This window comes from Microcoleus sp. B3-D7 (assembly GCF_036705305.1).
Taxonomy (GTDB): Bacteria; Cyanobacteriota; Cyanobacteriia; order Cyanobacteriales; family Microcoleaceae; genus Microcoleus.
Genome location: NZ_JAUBUE010000040.1, coordinates 1 through 21,948, shown reverse-complemented (window position 1 = coordinate 21,948; position 21,948 = coordinate 1). Strand labels below are relative to the sequence as shown.

At 46.4% G+C, this 21,948-nt stretch carries 23 protein-coding genes and 1 pseudogene; 10 read left to right on the top strand and 14 right to left on the bottom strand.

What is annotated here, in order from left to right; all coding sequences use genetic code 11:
* Positions 1 to 115: 115 nt before the first annotated feature.
* The gene (gene queF / locus QUB25_RS22610) at positions 116 to 535 is read right to left on the bottom strand and encodes a preQ(1) synthase (protein ID WP_333036027.1); all 420 of its coding nucleotides are present in this window, start codon (positions 533 to 535) and stop codon (positions 116 to 118) included.
* 145 nt (positions 536 to 680) lie between these two features.
* Between queF and QUB25_RS22605 the strand changes: the two genes are divergently transcribed.
* Positions 681 to 1,277, top strand: a complete 597-nt coding sequence (locus QUB25_RS22605) for a hypothetical protein (protein ID WP_333063615.1) — start codon at positions 681 to 683, stop codon at positions 1,275 to 1,277.
* A gap of 84 nt (positions 1,278 to 1,361) precedes the next feature.
* Here QUB25_RS22605 and speD read toward each other — a convergent pair whose 3' ends face one another.
* The gene (gene speD, locus QUB25_RS22600; RefSeq protein ID WP_190743421.1) at positions 1,362 to 1,784 is read right to left on the bottom strand and encodes an adenosylmethionine decarboxylase; all 423 of its coding nucleotides are present in this window, start codon (positions 1,782 to 1,784) and stop codon (positions 1,362 to 1,364) included.
* A gap of 56 nt (positions 1,785 to 1,840) precedes the next feature.
* On the opposite strand from speD, the gene QUB25_RS22595 reads away from it, so the two are divergent.
* On the top strand, positions 1,841 to 2,167 hold the full coding sequence (locus tag QUB25_RS22595) for a hypothetical protein (protein ID WP_333186305.1): 327 nt from the start codon (positions 1,841 to 1,843) through the stop codon (positions 2,165 to 2,167).
* 103 nt (positions 2,168 to 2,270) lie between these two features.
* Positions 2,271 to 2,480 (top strand): hypothetical protein, encoded by a 210-nt coding sequence (locus QUB25_RS22590; protein ID WP_333063614.1) that lies wholly within the window; start codon positions 2,271 to 2,273, stop codon positions 2,478 to 2,480.
* A 172-nt stretch (positions 2,481 to 2,652) separates the two neighbouring features.
* On the opposite strand, the gene QUB25_RS22585 is transcribed toward QUB25_RS22590, so the two are convergent.
* The 4 genes from QUB25_RS22585 to QUB25_RS22570 form a co-directional block, all read right to left on the bottom strand.
* The gene (locus tag QUB25_RS22585; protein ID WP_333063613.1) at positions 2,653 to 3,714 is read right to left on the bottom strand and encodes a pentapeptide repeat-containing protein; all 1,062 of its coding nucleotides are present in this window, start codon (positions 3,712 to 3,714) and stop codon (positions 2,653 to 2,655) included.
* A gap of 1,487 nt (positions 3,715 to 5,201) precedes the next feature.
* A complete protein-coding gene (locus tag QUB25_RS22580; RefSeq protein ID WP_333063612.1) occupies positions 5,202 to 6,419 on the bottom strand; it encodes a histidine kinase in 1,218 nt (405 codons plus the stop codon).
* Between the two features lie 398 nt (positions 6,420 to 6,817).
* On the bottom strand, positions 6,818 to 7,297 hold the full coding sequence (locus QUB25_RS22575) for a BON domain-containing protein (protein ID WP_333186303.1): 480 nt from the start codon (positions 7,295 to 7,297) through the stop codon (positions 6,818 to 6,820).
* Positions 7,298 to 7,769: 472 nt separating this feature from the next.
* Entirely contained in the window at positions 7,770 to 8,324 is a 555-nt protein-coding gene (locus QUB25_RS22570) for a hypothetical protein (RefSeq protein ID WP_333036036.1), read from the bottom strand.
* Positions 8,325 to 8,393: 69 nt separating this feature from the next.
* On the opposite strand from QUB25_RS22570, the gene QUB25_RS22565 reads away from it, so the two are divergent.
* Positions 8,394 to 9,794 (top strand): S-layer homology domain-containing protein, encoded by a 1,401-nt coding sequence (locus QUB25_RS22565; protein ID WP_333186300.1) that lies wholly within the window; start codon positions 8,394 to 8,396, stop codon positions 9,792 to 9,794.
* Between the two features lie 540 nt (positions 9,795 to 10,334).
* On the top strand, positions 10,335 to 11,369 hold the full coding sequence (locus QUB25_RS22560) for a histidine kinase (protein ID WP_333186297.1): 1,035 nt from the start codon (positions 10,335 to 10,337) through the stop codon (positions 11,367 to 11,369).
* 547 nt (positions 11,370 to 11,916) lie between these two features.
* Here the strand turns inward: QUB25_RS22560 and QUB25_RS22555 are convergent.
* Positions 11,917 to 12,696: pseudogene (locus QUB25_RS22555) on the bottom strand (class I SAM-dependent methyltransferase); the annotation flags it as partial.
* 83 nt (positions 12,697 to 12,779) lie between these two features.
* Complete coding sequence (locus tag QUB25_RS22550) at positions 12,780 to 13,268, bottom strand: GNAT family N-acetyltransferase (protein ID WP_333186294.1); 489 nt, start codon at positions 13,266 to 13,268, stop codon at positions 12,780 to 12,782.
* Between the two features lie 111 nt (positions 13,269 to 13,379).
* Here QUB25_RS22550 and QUB25_RS22545 point away from each other — a divergent pair, with 111 nt between their 5' ends.
* From QUB25_RS22545 to QUB25_RS22535, 3 genes are all read left to right on the top strand, one after another.
* Positions 13,380 to 14,267 (top strand): LysR family transcriptional regulator, encoded by an 888-nt coding sequence (locus QUB25_RS22545; protein WP_333186291.1) that lies wholly within the window; start codon positions 13,380 to 13,382, stop codon positions 14,265 to 14,267.
* A 190-nt stretch (positions 14,268 to 14,457) separates the two neighbouring features.
* Positions 14,458 to 15,384, top strand: coding sequence for a geranylgeranyl diphosphate synthase CrtE (gene crtE, locus QUB25_RS22540; RefSeq protein ID WP_333186288.1), 927 nt, complete (start codon positions 14,458 to 14,460; stop codon positions 15,382 to 15,384).
* A 14-nt stretch (positions 15,385 to 15,398) separates the two neighbouring features.
* Positions 15,399 to 15,857: a divergent PAP2 family protein gene (locus QUB25_RS22535; protein WP_333064375.1), complete on the top strand. Its 459-nt coding sequence runs from the start codon at positions 15,399 to 15,401 to the stop codon at positions 15,855 to 15,857.
* 53 nt (positions 15,858 to 15,910) lie between these two features.
* On the opposite strand, the gene QUB25_RS22530 is transcribed toward QUB25_RS22535, so the two are convergent.
* The 4 genes from QUB25_RS22530 to QUB25_RS22515 form a co-directional block, all read right to left on the bottom strand.
* Complete coding sequence (locus tag QUB25_RS22530; RefSeq protein WP_333064373.1) at positions 15,911 to 16,414, bottom strand: YbjN domain-containing protein; 504 nt, start codon at positions 16,412 to 16,414, stop codon at positions 15,911 to 15,913.
* A 176-nt stretch (positions 16,415 to 16,590) separates the two neighbouring features.
* Positions 16,591 to 17,496 carry a ferritin-like domain-containing protein gene (locus tag QUB25_RS22525; protein ID WP_333064372.1) on the bottom strand — a complete coding sequence of 302 codons (906 nt, stop codon included), beginning with the start codon at positions 17,494 to 17,496 and terminating at the stop codon, positions 16,591 to 16,593.
* A gap of 303 nt (positions 17,497 to 17,799) precedes the next feature.
* Positions 17,800 to 18,033 carry a hypothetical protein gene (locus QUB25_RS22520; RefSeq protein WP_333064370.1) on the bottom strand — a complete coding sequence of 78 codons (234 nt, stop codon included), beginning with the start codon at positions 18,031 to 18,033 and terminating at the stop codon, positions 17,800 to 17,802.
* Positions 18,030 to 18,356, bottom strand: coding sequence for a hypothetical protein (locus QUB25_RS22515; RefSeq protein ID WP_333064369.1), 327 nt, complete (start codon positions 18,354 to 18,356; stop codon positions 18,030 to 18,032). The genes QUB25_RS22520 and QUB25_RS22515 overlap by 4 nt, the downstream gene beginning before the upstream one ends.
* A gap of 76 nt (positions 18,357 to 18,432) precedes the next feature.
* Between QUB25_RS22515 and QUB25_RS22510 the strand changes: the two genes are divergently transcribed.
* Positions 18,433 to 18,873 carry a hypothetical protein gene (locus QUB25_RS22510; RefSeq protein ID WP_333186285.1) on the top strand — a complete coding sequence of 147 codons (441 nt, stop codon included), beginning with the start codon at positions 18,433 to 18,435 and terminating at the stop codon, positions 18,871 to 18,873.
* Between the two features lie 109 nt (positions 18,874 to 18,982).
* Here the strand turns inward: QUB25_RS22510 and glnA are convergent, their stop codons facing one another.
* On the bottom strand, positions 18,983 to 20,404 hold the full coding sequence (gene glnA, locus QUB25_RS22505; protein ID WP_333036059.1) for a type I glutamate--ammonia ligase: 1,422 nt from the start codon (positions 20,402 to 20,404) through the stop codon (positions 18,983 to 18,985).
* Positions 20,405 to 20,744: 340 nt separating this feature from the next.
* On the opposite strand from glnA, the gene apcB reads away from it, so the two are divergent.
* A complete protein-coding gene (gene apcB, locus QUB25_RS22500; protein ID WP_333064367.1) occupies positions 20,745 to 21,254 on the top strand; it encodes an allophycocyanin subunit beta in 510 nt (169 codons plus the stop codon).
* Between the two features lie 239 nt (positions 21,255 to 21,493).
* On the opposite strand, the gene QUB25_RS22495 is transcribed toward apcB, so the two are convergent.
* Entirely contained in the window at positions 21,494 to 21,733 is a 240-nt protein-coding gene (locus QUB25_RS22495; protein ID WP_333186281.1) for a hypothetical protein, read from the bottom strand.
* Positions 21,734 to 21,948 lie beyond the last annotated feature (215 nt).

Below are 21,948 nucleotides of genomic sequence, written 5' to 3'. Positions count from 1 at the left end.
CCATTACTTACTAATTTTATTAACAATCCTATTTCTTAAAACTATTGTGGGGTGCGCTTCGACGCCACCCCGCAATTAAATCTCAATGACACACCAGCTTAATACCCGCCCTACCCTACTTCTGGTGCCGCACCTCAATCACGGTGTGGACGTTCCCCCGCGGCGAAAAATCGCCCTTAATCGTCGCTTCCAGCGGCGCGCAAGCTGCCACAAAATCGTCTAAAATTTGATTGATCGATTCTTCGTGAGAAATGTAGCGATCGCGATAACTGTTAACGTAAAGTTTCAGCGCCTTTAACTCTACTACCCGCTCGTCTGGCACGTAAGTAACGTGAATTGTCGCAAAATCTGGATAGCCAGAAAATGGGCACTTGCAAGTAAACTCCGGCAACGTAATGTTAATCGAGTAGCGCCGCCCGACTCGCGGATTCGGGAAAGTAATTAACTCCCCTTCCAAAATCTGGCGTTCGCCGTATTTCATTTCCTCGGTGCTTGACTTTTGCGACATAGTTTGTTCCGGTGCGTAGTTGTTCATAGCCATTGACTAAAAACTTGTAACATTAAATTAAATTTACCTTCAATATCTGTAACAAATATCTTGACGAATTGTGTTGCGATCGATCTAATTGCAAATACTCTCAGGCTAAACTAAAACAAGTTCACCCTCGCCATCTACAATTATGCAAAATACTACCTTATCTGACAATACTTCCCCTGAAAACTCAAATAGTTACTCTCCATCAGTACCAATTTCCCTCTATCGAGAAGTCACGGCAGAGCTGCAAGCAGCCCAAGCGATGGTGGACTCCCTCAAAACCCACAATCAGCAATTAGTCCAACAAAATCAACAACTGCGGCGAGAAGTAGAAACAGTAGTTCAAGTATCCCAACAGTTACAGCAAGTAGTCAACTCGGCTCAGAGCGTCACCCAGACAGGGATGCCTCAAATGCCGTCAGTCAAATTCAATTTCAGCGTTCAACCTCCGCCCCCACCACCTGTAACCTCGCAGACTAACTCTGCCATACCTCAACCACCTCAGACAGTGGCTTTCCCCTTCCCATTACCGGAACCGGAGCCAACAGCCGCCTCGATGCCGCAGCCACTTCCCGAAAAATTATTTACAGAGGTGCAGGAAACTCCTTACCGTGTCCGACCTCAACTCAAAAAAACCTCAGATTTAAGTGGATTGTGGTTGGCGATCGCAATTTTTCTGATTGTGATTGCAGCTTTCGGTGCAGGTTATTTAGTTGTCCGCCCTTTATTAATGAAAAAGTAAATTCCAACAAGAATCCCACGACTCCAGCCGTGGGATTTTAAACAAAACCTAGCATAAATTGTTCAAAGTTACGCTAATTGGCCATCATCCTCTGGCAGCAATCGTTTCTACTGAACGAGGGGCATACTGCTCTTCACAAGCAGAACCTACGATTCCCACCCCAGGCTCGAAACCGCGCGTGAACTCAGTGAGTTTTACCTGTTTAGCTTCCAAAGCTGTCTGTAGCACCTTCATGGCTCGGTGAGGGTCGCCGGCTCCGCAGAAAAATAAGTCTGCAGCAAAATAACCGTGTTCAGGCCAAGTATGGATCGCTATATGAGACTCTGCCAAAGTAGCAGTAGCTGTCACTCCGTGAGGACTAAACTGGTGTACGCACAAATCGATGAGAGTAGCTCCTCCGGCTTCGATCGCATCGAGAATAGCGCGGCGGATACGTTCAGGATCGTTGAGCAGGTCTCCAGGAGACTGCCAAGCATCAGCGACCAGATGGGTTCCCAATTGTTTCATTCTGCGGGGTTTTACCTCTATTGATGTTAAGTCTCAAACCTTTTAACGTTAGCACGATGTCAAAAATTTTGCAAGTATCTTTCACAAAGAAAGATGAAGATGAGGAGAAGTACGCATCACCAACCGCTGACGGTATACTGGGGCAAAACTGGGGAAGATCTCAACTTTTGCAGCCAAGCTATAAATTGAAGTTGGGAGTCAGGAGCCAGGAGCCAGGAGGAAAGAGTCAGAAAGAAGGAGCGAGGAGGAAGAACGAAGGAGCCAGAAGAAGTGTTTTTACAAATATTGAGATGCTCCCTCAAACTGTCTCACAGGCACAGGCTACTAATCGAATTCTGGTTATTTCAGCGCTGCCTTGTTCTGAATCAAACAACCTTCTTTGATTAAAGCGATCTCTTGTTTTCCTTGGTGGCTAAAAAACCAAAGCTCGATCGTTCTGGCCGCGGCGGAATTGATATGATATCGAAATGCCACAGATGGACGGCTATGCTCGTAAATTTAGGGGTTTGGGATTGGGGCTGGCGATCGCGCGTCAAATTGTGGAACTGCACGGCTATCGCCCTGACTGCTTATGCTGGAGACTTTAATCAGAAACAAGCTCTTGCTGCTGGGTTTCAACATCATGTTGCAAAACGTGTCGAAGCGAATGAGTTAGTCAAAGCAATGCTGAAATTACCTCTGAGACTGCATAGCTGAGTCCGAATTTTAATAGATTGTCGATCGCAGATAACGTATTAAACCCGCCACCCACAAACGATAACTGAATTCTGACTCCTGACTCCTGAATTCTTTATTGTCAAAAGTTTTGAGTTTTAAATTAAAGATTATTTAACTTAAAACTCAAAACTATTTTCCCTTAATCAACTTATCAATCCCGGCTGTGAGTAGCTCCATTCGGCAAAATCGCCCCGCCCAAAGCTGCTTCATTCAAATTATCAACATTCAAGCTCGCCCCAATCAAATTAGCCTCCGACAAATTAGTTCCTGTCAAATTCGCCCCTGTCAGAGAACTTAGCAGCAAACCCGCTCCCGACAAATTGGCGTGACTCAAATTCGCTCCCCGCAAATCCGCTTCCAGCAAGCTAGCACCTGCCAAATTCGCACCGCTCAAGTTAGCTCCCCGCAAAGAAGCTTTGTTCAAATTCGCAGCCCTCAAATCCGCATTGTGCAGAATCAAACCATTTAAATTAGCTTTACTCAAATTAGCTCCCTGCAAGTCGGCACCGCTCAAATTAGAGCCATTTAGATTGGCCGATTGCAAGTCAGCACCGCTCAAGTCAGCACCGCTCAAATTAGCAGCGCTAATAGAAGCCTCCCGCAGACTTGCTTCGCTCAAAGAGGCCCCAACCAAATTGACGCCGCTGAGATTTCCGCGATTGAGATAAGCCCGAGTTAAAGTTGCTCCGCTCAGGTTCGCTCCGGTCAAATCTACCTCGCTGAGAATCGCTCTCGTCAGATTTGCTCTACTTAAGTCAACCCCGCTCATAATTGCTCGGCTCAGCGTCGCCCCGCTCAAATTAGCCTCAGTTAGTTTTGAGCCACTTAGCAAACAAGCTCCTACTAAACTCGCTCCCGTCATCACAGCTTTGCTCAAGTCAGCCTGAGACAATATTGCTCCGCTGAGATTTGCCCCGCTAAAATCTGCGGAGATCGCCACAGTTCCAGTTAAACTAGAACTCCCGAGGTTAGCTTCAATTAATTTCGCCTTAGACAAATTAGCCCCGCTCAAGTCGGCGGCGTTTAAATTAGATCCAATCAGTTTGCTTCTAATTAAATTGGCACCTTTCAAATTAGCGTTGCTCAAATTTGTTCGACTGAGGTTAGCTTCACTCAAATGAGCTGCAATGAGGTTAGCCCCTCGAAAATCTCGTTCCCCGTTTCTATGTCTAATTAAAAGTTCATCGGCACTTAAAAGTTCAGTGAAATTCATAAAAAAATTGAGTGAGTTTCCTTAATTTCTCGATGTTCTATGTTGTGTGAAAGTTTGTACTATCGTGTTTGCCAGTCAGTTTTTTAAACTAATACTGCCACATTAACAATTGTCGAAACTGCTTGATTTCTACCATCACCCTACTCACGTAGTTATAATTTACCAAAATAAACCTGGTTCTGGTATGATCTGAGGTTTGCTAGCGCGGAAGTTATGAAAAAAACCGCGTTTCTCGCCACATGTAAGTCCTGTAAGTATTATTTTGCTAGTAATTAGTTGGCGGTTGATATTAGTTGTTAATGGTTAGTGGGATTTATACTAACTGCTAACCACTAAATATTACCTGCTAACTCTTTACCAAAATACCGAGAAGTTGTCGATCGATCTTGTCAAAGTCGATCGAATATTTGGGGTATTGCGGGTGGCATCCGCGTCGCCTTCTCACCCGAAAATTTGCCAGTACAGGCGATCGAATTTATGAGTGCAATCAAGAAAGAAGATATCGGAGCTTCAACCCCTAATGCCTTCTAAATAAGTGCTTTCTACCTTCGAGGAACCCGGACGACAGCCCCAGGCCAGCTCAGCTAGTGTCATCTCCCCCCACTGTGCTCCGTGCCAGTGAAAACCAACAGGAAGGCTGTTTCCCTCGGAGTGCTAAGCGAGTCGTCGGCGAAGCAAGCAATACGCTGTGCTGAGCCTGAGATGGCGCGAAAAAATGGATCGCGAGTCGTTCCCGTATTCTCGCGCTGCTGTGCTTGCTGTTAATGTTTTCTCGATCCATGAGCGCTTGCGGTTCTAATTTACAGAACACTCGACACCAGACGCGCTCCCGGACATAAAAGCTGTTCCTGGGCTTCTCAAATGCTTCCCTGAGACATTCCCAGAAAAACTGTATTCATGCCGCAGGTCTTGCCAACAGCAATTGAGCTGCTACAGCCAAGCAATGACCAGCCTAAGTCTTGCGGGAAGGCGACGACAATATTATTCTAATAGTTGCCGACCACTGCAGGCCATACTCGGCGCGCGGGACTGGCTACTTCACGTGTATAAGTTGCTCAAATTAGCTACCCATAATTAAAGATAGTCGCTCTTTGACTAACTGGGCAATATCTGTGGTAATTTAGGTCATTAAATTTGATAATACTGCGAGGTTTAAAATCTAGCAGTAGTGAGTGTTACAGACTAAAAAACCGCTGCGAATTTCTGCTGTAAAATTTCAGGGAGCCGATCGATCCTCGGGCGCAAAGCCCAGCTCACTGATTGAACCCCTAATCAAAATTAAACTTTTGACAGGTAGCTTTTTTAAGTTTCCAGAACAAAACAAAAGCCGGCTTTCAGAGAAAAAGCCGACTTTTGAGATAATTTTACCGACGAAGCGTAAAACCGCTAGCTCGCCTCTGTGGGTTGGATCACTTTCCACAATCCGAGTGCGCCAGTGCTACTACTTTGCAGGAAGTAGAAACCATCCCCAAACAAAGTCTGAAGTATTAAACCCGAGGGTGGTGGGTAACGCCCTGATTGGGGTCGTAAATATCAGCGGTAGTATCAACGCCCGGAGCCCCAGGAGCGCCGTAATCAGCCCGAGCACTATCGACGCTGGGATTATAGTCGTAGGTGTTCCAATGCTGAATGCCTCCCCGGCTCAGGATGGTTTCAGCTCTAGCGACTTCTGCTTCGCTGCCGTCAACCAGTACCAAGTAATCTCCTCTCGCCACGCGATCGTTGTATGCTCTAGCTTCCTCTTCGGGAATTCCCATACCGACTAAAGCTCCGATCAAGCCGCCTGCTGCCGCACCCAAAGCCGTACCGGCGAGTGTAGTGGCGATCGCCGTAGCTGAGGCTCCTGCCAGCATAATCGGCCCGATTCCCGGAATTGCCACTAGGCCCAGACCTACCAACAAGCCTGTCAAACCGCCCAAAGTACCACCTGTGAGTGCGCCCTTTGTGGCCCCTTCATCAGATTTGTTGTCCGCGCTGTCGTGCACGTCAATGCCTGCGATGTCCCCTTTAGAGTCAGCATCCTTAGCGATGACCGAAACCCGATTCATGTCAAAACCGGCAGTTCTCAGTTCTCCCAGTGCGTGTTCCGTCTCGCGGCGGGTTGAAAATACTCCCACGGCGCGCTTCTGGCGGCCCGAAGCTCTGCGGCCAGTGTCTGCCGGCACATCGTAAATGCCCCAATCCTGAATGCCCCGCACGGTCATAATTCCTTCGGCTGTGGCAAGTTCGGCATCTGTTCCTTCTACGAATACCAAATATTCTCCACGCGAAACGCGATCGTTATAAGCTTTAGCTTTTGCTTCGGGAACTCCCAAGCCGACCAAACCGCCGACCAACCCGCCTGCTGCTGCCCCAATCGCGCCACCGACTACAGTATCTGCCAGCAGAGTTGCGATCGCGCCCCCCGCCATCACCGGGCCCACTCCCGGAATCGCCAGCGCTCCAATGCTTCCGAGCAACCCAATCAAACCGCCCGTCACGACTCCCGCTGTCGCACCTGCTTTTGCGCCACCGCCCACTTTGTCGTCGGTACCCTTACCAGTACCAGTGCTAGCGCCCGCAATTTCGCTGCGATCGAGATTTTCGCCAACTACCGAAACTTTATTCATCGGAAACCCGGTACTTTGCAGCTCCATCAGGGCTAGTTCCGTATCTCGGTAATTAGAAAATGCTCCTACAGCTCGCTTATGTTGACCTAAAGCCATTTTTTTTGTCCTCAAAAATATACTACTTTTACACAACCACAGAATTTATGCTCTGCCATCAATCACATTTAGTCATTTTTTCCCAACAATTTTCATCGGTCGGTGGGAATAACTTCCCCCTCTATCTTCAGGTTGGTTTCCCACTAATTCTCGGGGATGGGAAATCGGAAATTGGGAAGGGGAAGTTGCAGGTATTGCGCGAGTTTTGAGTGCGTCAATTTAAAATTCAATTTAAACTCTTTCACTTAAAACCCCGCTGTCCCTAGAGAGTCACCTAAGCCTTGCAATCCGATCCGCCAGCAATCTTACAATGCCAAACTTTTCCCTCTTCCCTCAGACTTCTCTCCTAGATAACTACATCCTTTTCCCTTCTTTGCCTCGGACTTCTTCCTGCTAATTTATTGATTGCTGCTAGGCGATGCGGGTGCAGCGGGGGCGACAACAGCAGTAACATTCACCTGTTTGACACCCTTAATCTCTTTAGCTAGTGGCTCAATTTTAGCTAAATCAGTTTGATTTGGAACTGTGCCACCTACGGTGACAAGCCCATCTTTTGCGTCAACAGTTAGCTGACCTTTAGTGATGTTTACTTCTAACTTGGAGCGCACTTCACTTTGGAGATCCCCATCGGCTCTTATGGCATCGCCACCCGTCACATTGTTGCGCTGTTCTCTGGCCCTGATATCAGAATTTGCTTGGTTTTTGCGAATATCGCTCGTTGCGTCACCCTGAGTTTTTTGAACTGTGTCCGCTGGGGGGGGGCTGGTGGTATTTTCTGTGGTAGAATTAGGAGCATCAGAGCTAGTTTTAGCCCCCTCGCTGCAAGCAGCTCCAAATAATAGGATGCCGCTGAGGAGAATGGGTGTTAGTTTGTTCATAATATGTTAATACCCTCCGGGTAAGCTTTCGATGAGCCTGACTTCCCTGACTTCGTTGAGCCAGAGGGGAGCCAGATGGAGCAAGATAGCATCTTTACTTGTGCTTTCTGCGATTTAAAAATCCTTATATCAAATATATAAACTTGAGGAAGTATCTACATCGCTCCACGGGTGTAAAATTTATCTATGCCGTTAGATAGAGTACAAAAAACAAAATAAGGTATTAAGTCACATTTAACTTAATTAGTTCTGACCGCATTATTCCTCAGAAACCCGGTAGATGGAGCCATTTTTCGTTGCCAAAGCCAATATTTTCCTCTAAACCAAGTTTAAAAAGGTAAGCTTTATTAATAAATTCAATGCCACTCCCAACTAATTTTTGCCTTGCTGCTCGAACCTGGGACTTCTTCCCTCAACATCCATCCATTAAATCCGTTCATCCCATACACTGCTCGTTGCCGAACCTCCGGCTTCAAAACAAACGAAAAGAGTCGAGAAATTTTTGAGCATTTTCTGCTTCAGGGGTAGTGGCAACCAGCCCGTAAACGCGCGTTTCCACCAAAAAAACTTGGCCCACACCTACAGGTTCCGTGGGGGAAAGCGGCTGAAACTCAAACTCTTTTCCCGGATAGCCTCCGAGGGAAATATCCCGCACTTGCAAGACTTTAGCATTCGCTGCCACGACGAAAAAATCTACGGCATTATTTAAAGTTATTCTGATATTATTGATATTATTGTTAGTCAGACGAAAATCTAGGTCAAAGTATTGAAGCAAATAAGTTTCTTTGTTTTTTAAGTTCGATCTGTATGTATGAGCAATAATTTGATTGGAAAAAATTTCGGAATTAATTTTGGGATTTCCCGGCATATCGATCGCAAACTGACCCATCGCTGAGCAAAATGGCTGCCACTCTGGCGTCTGAATTTCTGCCCGCAGCGGGGCTGGTTGAGATGCAGCGGGACGGGCAAACTTGACCGGGTATGAAAGTAATGTAGCAGTAACTAGAAGTAAATACAAAAATTTCATTTGGGTAAAAAATATATTTGCCTGAGCGATCTGCGCTAGCCTAGAAATATATCCGCAAAGGGGGGATTTATGCTGAATATTATATTTACTCAACGGCGAGGCAACTCTCAAGGACGATCTAAAACCAATAAAACCAATAAAACCAATATACTCGCTACTGTAAATACTTGGCTGGCTGTGTGTCTGCTTGCTGCTGTCACAGGTTGTGCAAACAGCCCCAACAGCAAGGCACTCGAAGAATCTTTAGCCGCCGATCCGAAATTAAAACAAAATCCAGTAGTTTTCTCTTCCCCCCCATCAGCGACAGCAATTGAGACAAACTCTACCGCCAAACTTCCTCCCGATTTCCCGACAGAGATTCCACTCTATCCTAATGCTGAGTTAATCGAAGTTGGTGGGCAAACCGATCCGTCGCAAAAAAATGTGCGGCTGCGCTGGGAAAGCACTGATCCTGTTAATTCGATTCAGAACTTTTACTCCACAGAGTTTGGGCGTCGCAACTGGGAAATAGTCAGCCGCCCCACCGCCGAGGGACAAGGTTCTTTGGTAGCAACGCGATATAATTTACGGGTAACTGTGTCGCTTTCTCCTACTCAGAAAGTAGGAGGTTCTACAGAATTTGCGATCGACTACAGCAAAGAAAGCCCCGAAATTGCCGCCAGTCCCCAACCTAACAATTCCGAGTCTAGCGCATCTCCAACCGCTTCACCAACTCCATCTAATTCAGAGGGAACTACTCCAACGCCATCCGCCTCGCCAAAATCAGCACAAGTTAGCCAACTAGATACCCAAATTCCTCAACAGTTGCGGCAGTATATAGCTGATTTAAGTCAGTTGGAAGTGCTGAAAGTGCGATCGGCAGAAAATGCTAATTTAGAAACAGCCAGCACTTTGCCCAAACCCAACAAAATTGTCACTCGCCGCGAATACGCCCGCTGGTTAGTAGCAGCTAACAATCAGATTTATGCTAGCCGTCAAGCCAAACAAATTAGATTAGCAGTAGACTCTAGCGAACCAGCCTTTTCTGACGTACCCAAAACAGACCCCGATTTTTCAGCAATTCAAGGTTTAGCAGAAGCCGGTGTAATTCCAAGTTCGCTTTCGGGTGAAAGTAAAGATGTGAAATTTCGCCCGGATGCACCTTTAACTCGCGAAACAATGATTCTCTGGAAAGTGCCTTTAGATAGTCGTCAAGTTTTACCGACAGCTAACATTGACGGAGTGAAAGAAAAGTGGGGTTTTCAAGATGCTTCTAAGATTGATTCCCAGGCGTCGCGGGCAGTTTTAGCTGATTTTAACAATGGAGACTTGGCGAATATTCGCCGCGTTTTTGGTTTTACTACTCTGTTTCAGCCGAAGAAATCGGTGACTCGCGCCGAAGCTGCTGCTAGTTTGTGGTATTTTGGCGTTCAAGATCAGGGATTGTCTGCTAAAGATGCCCTGGAAGCAAAGTCTCAACCTGCTGAGTAGAGTTCTTTGGGGTGGTTAAAAGTTTTGAACACACCATCTACTTACCAATACCCAGGAAACCGGGTTTTTTCTCTGTAAGCAAACCCGGTTTCTGCGTCCAAGACTGCCGAAATTTTACCAATTTTTGATTAATCGGCGTGCGATCGTCCGCCACAAAAATTGCAGCTTGAGTTTCTAGGAGTTCGGTGAATATGGCTTACCCAGAAACCGACTTTTATCTACGAAAATGCCCTGTAAAACGCGAGGCATATCCGGTGAAGAACCCCGTTTCTTTAATTCCTCTGGAGGAGTTCTCGTAAAAAATCCTTTCAAGAAAAATACATCGGCTTTTCTGTCCTTGTGGCCTACGCTAGGGGATAGATTTTTTTTTCTTTAATCTTAATTTCTGTATCCTGCCATACAACTGCTGCATTTAGCCGGCAAATTTTATACACATTTTACCTAACACTTTGTTCAAAACTCTCAGTAGGATTCCGGATGCGGTAGCGGCCTTAACGATAAATGAACAAGAGTGTTTGAGCTCTTAGAGAGCATTTTTTCATGTACGATATTACCTTATTTACCCCGCAAGACATGGCTAAATGCAGCTTAGTCCTGCGCCACTTAGGTAGAAATACTGCTAGTATGGAAGCCACCAGCCAGAAGATTGTTAACTATATTTACCAACATTTTTGCGATTCGCAAACTGGAGAAAATACCTGTGCCTTAGTGCGTTTGTTCAAAACTCATCCCTACGGGGAATTAGAAGACTCATTGCAACAATCCGCCCGCCGCTTGATGAAGGGCAATTCCCCCGCCGCCGACATGAAATGTTGGACTCTGCTAGCAGCCGCAGGCACAGAACCGCAGTGGAATTCTCGGCACACAGCAGCACAAAATACAGCTATTCCATTAGTTTGCACAAAATTAGTGGCTCAAATGCCGGCGATTTCGGAAATAATCCGGCAGTTTGGTTTAGACATTCCTACATTCCTCGGAATTGAGCCAGAAAGGTTCCTGCAATTAGAGCCGGCAGTATTAAATATTTTTTATGTATCAGAGGCAAAAGGCAGCCCCTTTATTCCTGAGCAAAATTCTTTAATTATTCCCTACAATGTCAAGTCTGTCTTGGGGTTTGGGGGACTTCTGCCGTCAGGAAGTTTGTTTGCGGTAATGATGTTCCTGAAAGTTAAAATTCCCCAAAGCAGGGCTGAAATGTTTAAAAATTTGGCACTTAGTGTCAAAACAGCATTGTCCCTTCCCGACGAAAAGAGTGTTTTTGAATATTCAGAAAACCCTACCACCTTTGTTACAAATAACAATAATTGCGAAACCCAATTACTGGAATATCAAGTGGCTACTCTGATGCAATTGCTGGACTTTTCAGAACAAGAAATGCTGAGACAAGCCGCTTGGTTTCAACAGACTATTGACAATTTACAGCGAGAACTTGCCGAACACAAAAATAAGGAACAAGCTTTGAAAATAAGTCAAAATTCATTTACAGGCCTCCTCAATATTCCCAATGATGCTATTTTACAAGTCGAGGAAAATCACGGAATTCAGCGTTTTAATCAAGGGGAAGAACAGATTTAAACTAAGGTCTGTATTTAGCAACCCGGTTTATCCATGAAACCGAGTTGTTGCGGTGTTTGCGGATACGAATTTACGATCGCACATTTTCCCTATCGAGTTTTTCGCTATCAGCAAATTTACAAATGGCTAGCGGGGCACCTTGCTGCAGGAAATTGGTCGCACTAGCGAGAAGGGCTAAACGCTTTGAGCATAACTTTTGTAGCATTTGCTATGTTTTTAAGTGTTAGTTCGTTTTTGCTTCCGGCTCCCTATGGAAGCGCCAGATTAGATTATTATTTATTAAGGAAAAGTCTATTTGGGTTGAGGCTAAGTATCATGCCAACAATATTTTTTATTGGGCCGGCTTACCCCTACAAATATGACTGTAAAATTCAACATCCGAAAAGCCTGAGTCGTAAGTTTTTGGCAGGGGAAAATTGATGGGGCTCTACACAAAAGCGCAGTTACAATAGGAAAAGAAAATAACTGCTGAGACTAACGTGCGGCGCGATGGGGATACTGAGTGAACGAAGGCTACAAATCTCCCCGATTTGAAGCCTTATATTTGTCAATAAGAATTTTTGACAGCAACAACGCGAATTCGGCGATAATCTGCAATCCAATTACCATCGCGGTACAGCGCCGGCCGCAAACGCTCTTCAACGGAGTTCATTACCTGCGATCGCACATCATCAGACAACCCCGACAAAAACTCGCCAGCAAACATTTCAATCCAATTTACCATACCCGCGCTGCCGCCTTCTAGGGAAGTCGGGCGATCGAACAAAACGGCATAACTAACCTCAAATCCCTGCTTTTCCAAAAGCCCAGCATACTCGCCAATACTCGGAAAATACCAAGGATTAAGCGCTTCAGGCTCCTGGCAGCCAATTTCTGACAAAACACTCAAAAGTGCGCGGACGATCGCCCCTACGTTCCCCTTACCGCCAAACTCAGCAACAAAACGCCCTCCCGGCTTCAGCGCTTTTTCCACACAATTAATCACAGCATCCGGCTGTTTAATCCAATGCAAAACCGCATTAGAAAACACAGCATCTAACGGCTCTTCTACTTTAAAATTCCTCGCATCCGCTGTATCGAAGTTGATGTGAGGATAGTTAACTTTTGCCGTGGAAATCATCGACAAAGATGAATCAATACCTTGCACCAAAGCACCACTTTGAGCAATCTTTTCAGTTAACTGTCCCGTACCGCAGCCCAAATCTAGAATACGTTCTCCAGATTGAGGAACAAGTAACTCCAAAAGCGATTCGCCGTACTGCCACACAAAAGCGTGCTGTTGTTCGTAAAGACTTGTATTCCAAGAATCTTGTGCCATGATAACTACCCTGAACCTTTGTTCTCTTTCTCTGTGTTCTCTGCGTCTCTGCGGTTAATTAAAAAAAATCCTTCTTCACAAAACCAACCAACTTATTTCTTGGCTAGTTGGGCTATCGCACTTCCCTCGATTCGGCAAACCCTAATATTTTCCAAAATGCGCGCTCCCTGCTTTTCATAAAAAGCAATTCCCGGCGCATTGCCAGTATTAACAGTCCATTCCATACGCCCGCAATTTGTGGACTGAGCAATTTGTGCCAAATATTTTAACAGCGCTGTACCGACTCCCATTCCGCGCATAGGAGCTTGCACAAATAAATCATCAAGCCAAAGGCAAGGCTGCGCCAACAGGCTTGAATAGGAAGCATAAAACATCGCAAACCCTACCGCTGTGTCGGCAACTTCCGCCAACAATACTCGCACTAGCGGAGGCTGGAAAAACAACGTTTGCTGCAATTTATCTGCTGTTGCTTCTAAAAGATGTGGAACTCGATCGAATTCTGATTTTTGCGAAGTAAAAGCAAGAATTAGTTCCAAATCTGCCAGCTCTGCTTCTCTAATTTTGATATCCAAATTAGCCATTGTTTAATTCTCAATGTCGCCTATTAATCACTGTATGAAATATCATCATTAATGTCCAATATATGTTTAACTAACCACTTATACTTTTAAAATATAAATGATTGGGGAGCTATGGAACTTCGGCATTTGCGTTATTTCATTGCAGTTGCAGAGGAACTGAATTTCACTCGCGCAGCCGAAAAACTGCATATTGCCCAACCTCCGCTGAGCCAACAAATACAGCATTTGGAGACACAGTTGGGGTTTCAACTGTTTCGCCGCACCAAGCGGACGGTGCATTTAACGGCTGCGGGACAGGTTTTTTTCGAGGAGGCCGGGAAAATTCTGCAGCAAGTCGATCGAGCAATTGAACTCGGCCGACAAACCAGTCGGGGCGAACTCGGACAATTGACGATCGGCTTTGTGAGTTCGGCAGCACACAACGTGGTTCCAGCGATTTTGCAGGCGTTTCGCACTCGGTGTCCCGCCGTTAAGCTCGAACTGCACGAACTGACGACAAACGAACAGTTGCAGCGGCTGCGGTTCGGACAAATTGATATCGGCTTCGTGCGCCCTCCGGTTGAGGAAGAGGGGATAAATTCTGAAATCGTTTTTCGAGAACCGCTGATCGTGGCATTGCCAGAAACGCATCCGGCGGCCGATCGCACGCATCTTGAATTACGCGAACTTTCCACGGAACCGTTCATTTTATTTCCCCGTTCCCAGGCTCCGGGGTTGTACGATGCGATCGTCAGTCTTTGTCAACAAGCAGGTTTTAGCCCGATCGCAGCTCAAGAAGCCATTCAAATGCAAACCATTGTGAGTCTGGTAGCCGCCGAGATGGGAGTGGCGATAGTCCCGGCGTCGATGCAAAATTTCCAGCGCAGCGGGGTTGTTTACAAAGCGTTACCAGAATCAACCTGCATTGTGGCGATCGCCCTAATTTGGCGCAGCGATCCAACGGCGGCGGTGCAGCGGTTTTTGGAAGTCGCCAGACAAATCAGCGGATTTGAGATTTGAGATTGTAAATTTTAGATTGACTGGCAATTTGACAAAGTTATCAAAACTCAAAGATTTTCTGTGCAACAACACCCGTAGAATGATTAATTGATGCTCGGAGTTCGAGCAACTACTGCCGTAAAAGTCGGCACGATGCGACCTGAACGGCTCACAATATCCCACATAACTATTCAGTACAAGAGAGCAAGGGATGGTATTGGCAACAGAAATGGGTTCGTCCCAACCGGAATCCTCTTTCGACCTATCTACTTATCTAGTCAATCGAAAAGAGGCGATCGAGGTAGCTCTCGACAGTGCACTCCCGGTCATCTACCCAGAGAAAATTTACGAAGCAATGCGCTACTCGCTGCTAGCGGGGGGCAAGCGCCTGCGTCCGATCCTGTGTCTGGCTAGCTGCGAACTGGCCGGCGGCACTACATCTATGGCAATTCCGACAGCTTGCGCTTTGGAAATGATCCACACGATGTCGCTGATTCACGACGATTTGCCAGCAATGGACAATGACGACTACCGGCGTGGCAAACTGACGAACCACAAAGTCTACGGCGAGGATATCGCCATTTTGGCTGGCGATGGTTTGTTGACCTATGCTTTTGAATTTATCGCCACTAAAACTCAGAACGTACCCCCCCAGCAGGTGTTGCAGACGATCGCCCATTTAGCGCGGGCATCGGGTGCTGCTGGACTCGTAGGCGGTCAAGTGGTTGATTTGGAATCGGAAGGAAAGACAGATGTTTCGCTGGACACTTTAAATTACATTCACGCTCACAAAACAGGGGCGCTGTTAGAGGCTTGCGTAGTTTGTGGGGGAATTCTAGCTGGGGCCTCGGCTGCGGATTTGCAGCGGCTGTCTCGTTTCGCTCAAAATATTGGGCTGGCTTTCCAGATCATTGACGACATTCTGGATATTACTGCTACCCAAGAAGAACTGGGCAAAACTGCTGGCAAAGATGTTCAAGCAGGAAAAGTCACTTATCCGAGTTTGTGGGGAATTGAGGAGTCTCGGCGCCAAGCTTCGCAGCTTGTTGCTGATGCTAAGGCTCAATTGGCAGTGTTTGGGAGCAAAGCTCTACCGCTGCTGGCGATCGCCGATTTTATTACCAGCCGCAGTAACTAGAAATACCAAATACTATGCAGGAAATTTGCAGCGGCATCTTAAACAATCATATACTCGTGGTTGCTTTGCTTGCTTGTCTGGCGGCTCAGATCATGAAGCTGCCGATCGAGTTGGTCAAAAATCGCAAGTTTAATCTTCGGTATTTGGTAACAACGGGGGGAATGCCCAGCGCTCACTCGTCTTTTGTGGGCGCTTTGGCTGCAGGAGTGGGACAAACGATGGGATGGGAAAGTCCGGACTTTGCGATCGCTGCGATCTTTGCAATTATTGTGATGTACGACGCAGCAGGCGTCCGCCAAGCCGCAGGCAAGCAAGCTCGCATCCTCAACCAAATTATTGACGAGTTTTTTGAGGAAGATCACAACCTTAATGAGGCTCGCCTGAAAGAGTTGCTGGGACACACTCCTTTTCAAGTGCTTGTAGGTTTGGGGCTGGGAATCACTATTGCTTGGATCGCCGGGCCTGCATATTAGTTAACTGTTAACTTTTAACTGTTAGTTGTTGACTGTTAACTGTTAACTAATGACTACTGACCGAATTCTGCTTGCAGTACGTCGTCGTTGTCATCGGCGATGGTGGCGACAATAGTAATAACCCGGGAAATTTCCCCGGTCGAGATTTCGGCGATCGTCCGAGTCGATACTACCGCAACTTTATTGTCAACAATGGCAAAATGAGATTCCAAAGTAGACAGCCAATTCATTTCTAGGATTTTCCGCATTAATTGAGCTTCATTCTTCGCTGGCAACTGCAGTACAAAAGCCCAAACAGTCAAAGTATCATCTTCGGTTTCGCCCGTGAGTTGCACGAACACTTCAACACTGCCGTACTTGAACTTCCAAAGATGTCCGCCAGCTTCACTTTGACCGACCATCACTTTTTGGTCTACAGCCATGCTGGCGATGACAGTTTCAATTTCTTCTGCATAGGTGACGGCTGTGGCTTTTTCGACCTGCTCGGAGGCGATCGCACTTTCACTTGAGAGGCTTTCTGCGGAAGCTGTTTGTATGTTCGGCTCGCTGGTAGTCATAATTATATTTAGATGGAAAACTATTCCAATAATCAGTTTACTTGCTAAAGCTTAAAATTATGATTTTAAATAACTGGTTCCGAGGCTATGCCAAGGAACCAGTATATCTCGCTTGTTTGCGGAGGCAGACGCAAGTTTGACTTGCAAAGCGGTTTCAACCAGGTTCGCGATCGTTTTTAAGTCTTGGGCTTAGCCGTCGCCGGCTTCTTCTCAATGGTATTCAAGCCGTTGAGGAACATGGGAACCAATTTCTCCACAAATGCCTGCGGGTCGCGGTTCCAGGCGCGCTGAGCTACATCGACTCTAGTCATTTGCAGATCCGGGGCCAGCAGGGTTCTGGGTAAGCGTTCCATCAGGTATTGCGGGCGTTCCCACATCGGCATGGTGTTGGCAATATCCACGAGGCGGGTGACGCGGCGGAGTTCTGCCCCCAGCATGATATCCATTCCTGATTCAAAAGCTGCTTGTTCGATCGCCATATACTTGCGCTTTGCCTGTTCCACCTTTTGGCGGTGTTCCGGGCTTTTGTCGGCGATTTGGGCCAGCCAGCGATTGCCCCAGCGGACGTGACCAGCTTCTTCTGGAAAAATCTTTTCGATTGTTTCGCGGATTTTGATGTTTTCTGCGGTTTGGGGAGCCTGTTTGAGGGCGTGGATGTGCGCGCCGAAATACTCGCATCCTCGCTTCTCGGTGACGTTAATCGCCGCGAGGGAAGAAATTACAAAGTCTTCGCGGTTTTTGGTAGGGTCTTGTTGTTCGCTGTCATACAACCTTTCAAATTCGTCAATGTAGGAGACTCCTGGCGGCGTTCCCACATTTTGGCCGAGGTCTACCAGCAAGTCGGTGAGCCACATGGCGTGCCGCGCTTCGTCGGAAATGTGCCGAGAAAGGTCGCGCACGAGTTCGGCTGGTTGCCCGTTTAGCTGTTCGATCACGTCGGTGAGGTCTTTGCAACTGCGCTGTTCGCTAAATCGGTAGCGGTTGAGGGTGATCAGGTGAATTTCGCGATCGCGCACTACATTAGCTAAAATTTCGCGCGCTCCCATTGCGTTGCGAAGCTTGCGGGGATAGGCAACAGTCATGCTTTTGTGTTGTTTTGTAAAGATACTTATATAAGTGTAACGCACTTTTTTCGACAACCAATTACCTCGCAAGGCAGAAAGTTATTGTTTAGCACGGAGATTCAATTTTATACAGATAATTTTTTTACTAGCTCAACAAATGACAATAGTTTTGAGTTGCGAGCCATACCATTTTAGATTTTAGATTTTAGATTAAAAATGACTGATGACTATCAGGGTTTGGAGCTTTTCTACAGTTACGTTATTTTTTTAAACTGCTATCACGCAAGGCTTGCGGGGATCACAGACAGCAACCTCATACACTCAAAACTTTTCAGTTTCCGTCGAGTCGGAAGCCTCAACACTAGCAGACTCTTGTTGAAATTTTCGCGCCTCTTCTACTTCCAACCTAGCCAGAGTTGTCGCCACATCGGCTAACTGTAAAGCCAGATTCATCCGACAAACCGGGTTTTTTTCCCTCCAGAGGTCTTTTGCCAAGAAATGTACTCGATAGCGAAACATTTTAATTGAATTTGGCGGAGTAACTTTCACAGTCATAGTCTTTCTTCGGTTGAAGTTTGAATGCGGAGCAGCACCCGTTCTAGCTCCAAGTAAACAAATGTCAGCATGATTACTTTATCTTCATCGGTGATTGTAACACTACAGGTTGCCGATCGAGGTTCAACGCCTTCGTGCCTGACAACTACAGTATATTTTCCCTGCTTCAAGTTATCAAAATTCACATCGGCCTCAAACAGATCAACTATCTCCTCGGCCAGCACTCGTCCTTCTTGAGTCAGTAAAGTGACAAACGCAATACCATCAACTGAAGTCATGGCGACGTTACTCTGATTGCGGATCATCACAAAAATATCGGACATCGTTTGGTCATTGTTAATTGCTAATTGCTAATTTAGAATGAGTGCAGCACCTCACAAACAAAGGAGCATAAATACAGTGAATCATTTCAAGCTTTTGCTAACTTTGACGGCTTTTGCAGCGGTTCTCGGTTTGGAAAGAAGTGGGGCGCTAGCTGCTGTCTCAAATATCTCTGAGACTGACCCTGGTTTGCAGATTCACAGCGTGCGGGTTGCTCAAAGGGACGATCGCAATTTAAGCAACTCAAAAGGTACATTAAAAGAAGGCAGTGCCATCTCTATCGATCCTGATGAAGTTACGGGCATACCAAAAGCTGAGGCGCGACAGCGTTTCATTTTGAATAAGATATATCGGGTTCAGGAAGGCACTACCTCTGACGATTTGTTTATTGTTGATGAGAAAGCAACTAAATGGGCTGTAGAAGATGTCTCTGACGCTACAATGGGTGCTACTACTAACAGCGTTGCCCAGATAGTGTCGGGTAACGGGAGAGTGTGGGCGTTGATCCAGAAGTTCTAAACTCGAAAAAAACGCCGCTTTTAAAGGCGGCGTTCTTATTAATTAAAAATCACAGGTTAAAAATGGTATAATTACCAGTTTTAACTTTTAATTTTTAATTATTAATTTTCTAACAGTCGTAGTAGAGAGCAAACTCGTAGGGGTGAGGACGCAGCCGCATCGGGTTGACTTCATTGTCTAGTTTGTAGGAAATCCAGGTTTGGATGAAGTCTTCGGTAAATACGCCGGTTTCAGTTAAGAAACTGTGGTCTTTTTCTAAAGCTTCTAAAGCGCCTTCCAAGGAACCGGGAGTCGAAGGAATCTTGCTCAATTCTTCAGGGGAAAGGTCGTAGATATCTACGTCCAAAGGTTCGCCCGGATCGATTTGATTTTTGATGCCGTCAATGCCGGCGCACAGCATAGCTGCAAATGCTAAATAGGGGTTGGATGTCGCATCGGGACAGCGGAATTCTAACCGCTTAGCTTTGGGGTTGGTTCCCGACAACGGAATCCGCACTGATGCCGATCGATTCCCTTGAGAGTAAGCTAAGTTTACAGGCGCTTCAAAGCCCGGAACTAAACGCTTGTAGGAATTGGTCGTGGGGTTGGTGATTGCCAAAAGTGCCGGTGCGTGCTTGAGAATGCCGCCGATGTAATGCAGTCCCATTTGACTGAAACCAGCATATTGATCGCCTGCAAATAGAGGTTGACCGTCTTTCCAAATCGACTGGTGAACGTGCATCCCGGAACCGTTGTCGTTAAACAGCGGTTTGGGCATGAAGGTGATGGTTTTGCCGTATTTTTTGCCGACGTTTTTGATGACGTATTTGTAAGTCAGCAAGTAGTCGGCGGCTTGTACTAAAGTGGCAAAGCGGAAACCGAGTTCGCATTGACCGCCGGTGGCGACTTCGTGGTGGTGTTTTTCGATGGGTACGCCGCATTTTGCCATTGTCAGCAGCATTTCCGTTCTCATGTCTTGAGAGGTATCGGTTGGTGCTACTGGGAAATAACCTTCTTTGTAACGCGGTTTGTAACCGAGGTTGCCGCCTGCTTCTTCTTTGCCGGAATTCCAGCGACCTTCGATCGAATCTACGTAATAGTAGCCGGAATTTTGGGTTTGGTCGAAGCGAACGTCATCAAAAATAAAGAATTCTGCTTCCGGGCCAAAGAATGCTGTATCGCCGAGACCGGTCGAAAGCAAGTAGTCTATGGCTTTTTGGGCAATGGTGCGCGGACAGCGACTGTACGGTTCGCCGGTTCGAGGTTCTTTGATGCTGCAAATGAAGCTGATGGTCGGTTCTGCCATGAACGGGTCCATCCAAGCGGTGGTCGGATCGATGACCATCGTCATGTCTGATTCGTTGATGGCTTTCCAGCCCCGAATGCTGGAACCGTCGAAGGGTACGCCGTCTGTGAATGCGGTTTCGTCGATTTGGTCGTGGTACAGGGAAAGGTGTTGCCAGATCCCCGGCATATCGATGAACTTTAGGTCAACGATCTGGATTTGATTTTCTTTTATGTAGTTTAAGGCTTCTTGGGGTGTCTGGAACATGACTTACTCCTGATATTGGTTGTGTCTTGGCGATCGGCCGATTTCAGACTGTTTGGGCGATCGTAGGCCTTCAGTATCCACTATTTTGTATCTATGGCTACAAAATTTTGAAATAGCGGCCCACTGCGGCCGGGCAGTTTGAGATTCTTGCCCTGTGGATTATTTTTCGGCTGAAGATACCAGGCAAACGGCTAAATTTTACGACAGTTTGCCGCGGATAGACTACCCTTCGTGAAAATCCTATCTCAAATCTTAATCAAACGCCGATTTGTAGTAGTCTACAATAGGCGGTCTGTCTCAGATAGCAAAGTATTGATAAAGATTTTTGGGAGAGAAACTTATGCGCGATGCAGTGACTAGCCTGATTGAAAACTATGATGTTGCTGGTAGGTATTTAGACCGAGATGGTATCGATCGGTTGAAATCTTATTTTGCAACGGGCACGGCACGGGTACAGGCGGCGGCTGCGATTAACAGCAATGCTGCGGCAATTGTCAAGCAAGCTGGTATCCAGCTATTTGCTGAACAGCCGGAACTGATCCGTCCGGGCGGAAATGCCTACACGACTCGCCGTTACGCGGCTTGTTTGCGGGATATGGACTACTACTTGCGCTATGCTACTTACGCCCTAGTGGCTGGAAGTACCGACGTGCTCGACGAGCGCGTGCTGCAAGGTTTGCGGGAAACTTACAATTCTCTAAGCGTTCCCATTGGCCCGACGGTGATGGGGATTAGCATTATGAAGGAGATGGTTAAGGCTCAGGTGGCCGCTGCTGGCTTGTCTGTGGGGCCTTTTTTGGATCAGCCTTTTGATTACATGATTCGCGAATTGAGCGAACAAGATATTTAAGTCAATTTGCTAATTGTTTTAACAGCAAATTGCACTTGTGGCTGGCACTTAGCAGCAGTTAGATCGATCGCTTTTTTTGGCCTCACAGCCTCCAAGCGATCTTTTTTTATGGGTTATACAATTTGAGATTAAAGATTGCAGATTAAAAATTATAGATTAAAAATTTGAATAATTGGGAATGACTTATGAATTAAGGGTTTGGAGCTTCCCTATAATTCCATTCTTGTTTGAAACTGGTACTAAAAATCGTCAACCCATCCCCAGACGAGGCATTTGTCAAGGGGATTTTTGGTTTGGCGCAGAGCGATTTGTGCGACGGTTGTTGCTTCTACTTCGCCATTGGGGTAAAGAATGTGGATGATGTCACCGCTGACGAAGGCGAGGGGATTTTCTTGACAATTGCCAGGATTTCTGATAGGAAAGTTAATTGTTTTCATGGTCGATCGCCCTGATGGTATTTGTAGCGCTTTTAGCTGCATATAAATCATCCGCTAGTCACAAAAATTATTGTGTGATTCTATGAATGTTTATCTGTGATAAAACTACACACTCACAGCGAGCTCAGTCACATCATGTGAGCTGGGGGCGATCGCCCCGCGACAATCGCAAAACCAAAATAACCCTCTTTTGTCACTCTACGCAGAGGAAAACTTGCCATAAGGGATATTGAGGTTTTGAAAAATTGAACGAGTTA

What these genes read in the sequence shown, in the direction of transcription:
- crtE (WP_333186288.1), top strand. Translation starts at nt 14,458, where the DNA reads ATGGTATTGGCAACAGAAATGGGTTCGTCCCAACCGGAATCCTCTTTC.
- QUB25_RS22605 (WP_333063615.1), top strand. Translation starts at nt 681, where the DNA reads ATGCAAAATACTACCTTATCTGACAATACTTCCCCTGAAAACTCAAAT.
- QUB25_RS22530 (WP_333064373.1), bottom strand. Translation starts at nt 16,414, where the DNA reads ATGACTACCAGCGAGCCGAACATACAAACAGCTTCCGCAGAAAGCCTC.
- QUB25_RS22565 (WP_333186300.1), top strand. Translation starts at nt 8,394, where the DNA reads ATGCTGAATATTATATTTACTCAACGGCGAGGCAACTCTCAAGGACGA.
- queF (WP_333036027.1), bottom strand. Translation starts at nt 535, where the DNA reads ATGAACAACTACGCACCGGAACAAACTATGTCGCAAAAGTCAAGCACC.
- QUB25_RS22560 (WP_333186297.1), top strand. Translation starts at nt 10,335, where the DNA reads ATGTACGATATTACCTTATTTACCCCGCAAGACATGGCTAAATGCAGC.
- speD (WP_190743421.1), bottom strand. Translation starts at nt 1,784, where the DNA reads ATGAAACAATTGGGAACCCATCTGGTCGCTGATGCTTGGCAGTCTCCT.
- QUB25_RS22590 (WP_333063614.1), top strand. Translation starts at nt 2,271, where the DNA reads ATGCTCGTAAATTTAGGGGTTTGGGATTGGGGCTGGCGATCGCGCGTC.
- QUB25_RS22585 (WP_333063613.1), bottom strand. Translation starts at nt 3,714, where the DNA reads ATGAATTTCACTGAACTTTTAAGTGCCGATGAACTTTTAATTAGACAT.
- QUB25_RS22535 (WP_333064375.1), top strand. Translation starts at nt 15,399, where the DNA reads ATGCAGGAAATTTGCAGCGGCATCTTAAACAATCATATACTCGTGGTT.
- QUB25_RS22570 (WP_333036036.1), bottom strand. Translation starts at nt 8,324, where the DNA reads ATGAAATTTTTGTATTTACTTCTAGTTACTGCTACATTACTTTCATAC.
- apcB (WP_333064367.1), top strand. Translation starts at nt 20,745, where the DNA reads ATGCGCGATGCAGTGACTAGCCTGATTGAAAACTATGATGTTGCTGGT.
- glnA (WP_333036059.1), bottom strand. Translation starts at nt 20,404, where the DNA reads ATGTTCCAGACACCCCAAGAAGCCTTAAACTACATAAAAGAAAATCAA.
- QUB25_RS22520 (WP_333064370.1), bottom strand. Translation starts at nt 18,033, where the DNA reads ATGACTGTGAAAGTTACTCCGCCAAATTCAATTAAAATGTTTCGCTAT.
- QUB25_RS22580 (WP_333063612.1), bottom strand. Translation starts at nt 6,419, where the DNA reads ATGGCTTTAGGTCAACATAAGCGAGCTGTAGGAGCATTTTCTAATTAC.
- QUB25_RS22575 (WP_333186303.1), bottom strand. Translation starts at nt 7,297, where the DNA reads ATGAACAAACTAACACCCATTCTCCTCAGCGGCATCCTATTATTTGGA.
- QUB25_RS22495 (WP_333186281.1), bottom strand. Translation starts at nt 21,733, where the DNA reads ATGCAGCTAAAAGCGCTACAAATACCATCAGGGCGATCGACCATGAAA.
- QUB25_RS22550 (WP_333186294.1), bottom strand. Translation starts at nt 13,268, where the DNA reads ATGGCTAATTTGGATATCAAAATTAGAGAAGCAGAGCTGGCAGATTTG.
- QUB25_RS22595 (WP_333186305.1), top strand. Translation starts at nt 1,841, where the DNA reads ATGTCAAAAATTTTGCAAGTATCTTTCACAAAGAAAGATGAAGATGAG.
- QUB25_RS22545 (WP_333186291.1), top strand. Translation starts at nt 13,380, where the DNA reads ATGGAACTTCGGCATTTGCGTTATTTCATTGCAGTTGCAGAGGAACTG.
- QUB25_RS22515 (WP_333064369.1), bottom strand. Translation starts at nt 18,356, where the DNA reads ATGTCCGATATTTTTGTGATGATCCGCAATCAGAGTAACGTCGCCATG.
- QUB25_RS22525 (WP_333064372.1), bottom strand. Translation starts at nt 17,496, where the DNA reads ATGACTGTTGCCTATCCCCGCAAGCTTCGCAACGCAATGGGAGCGCGC.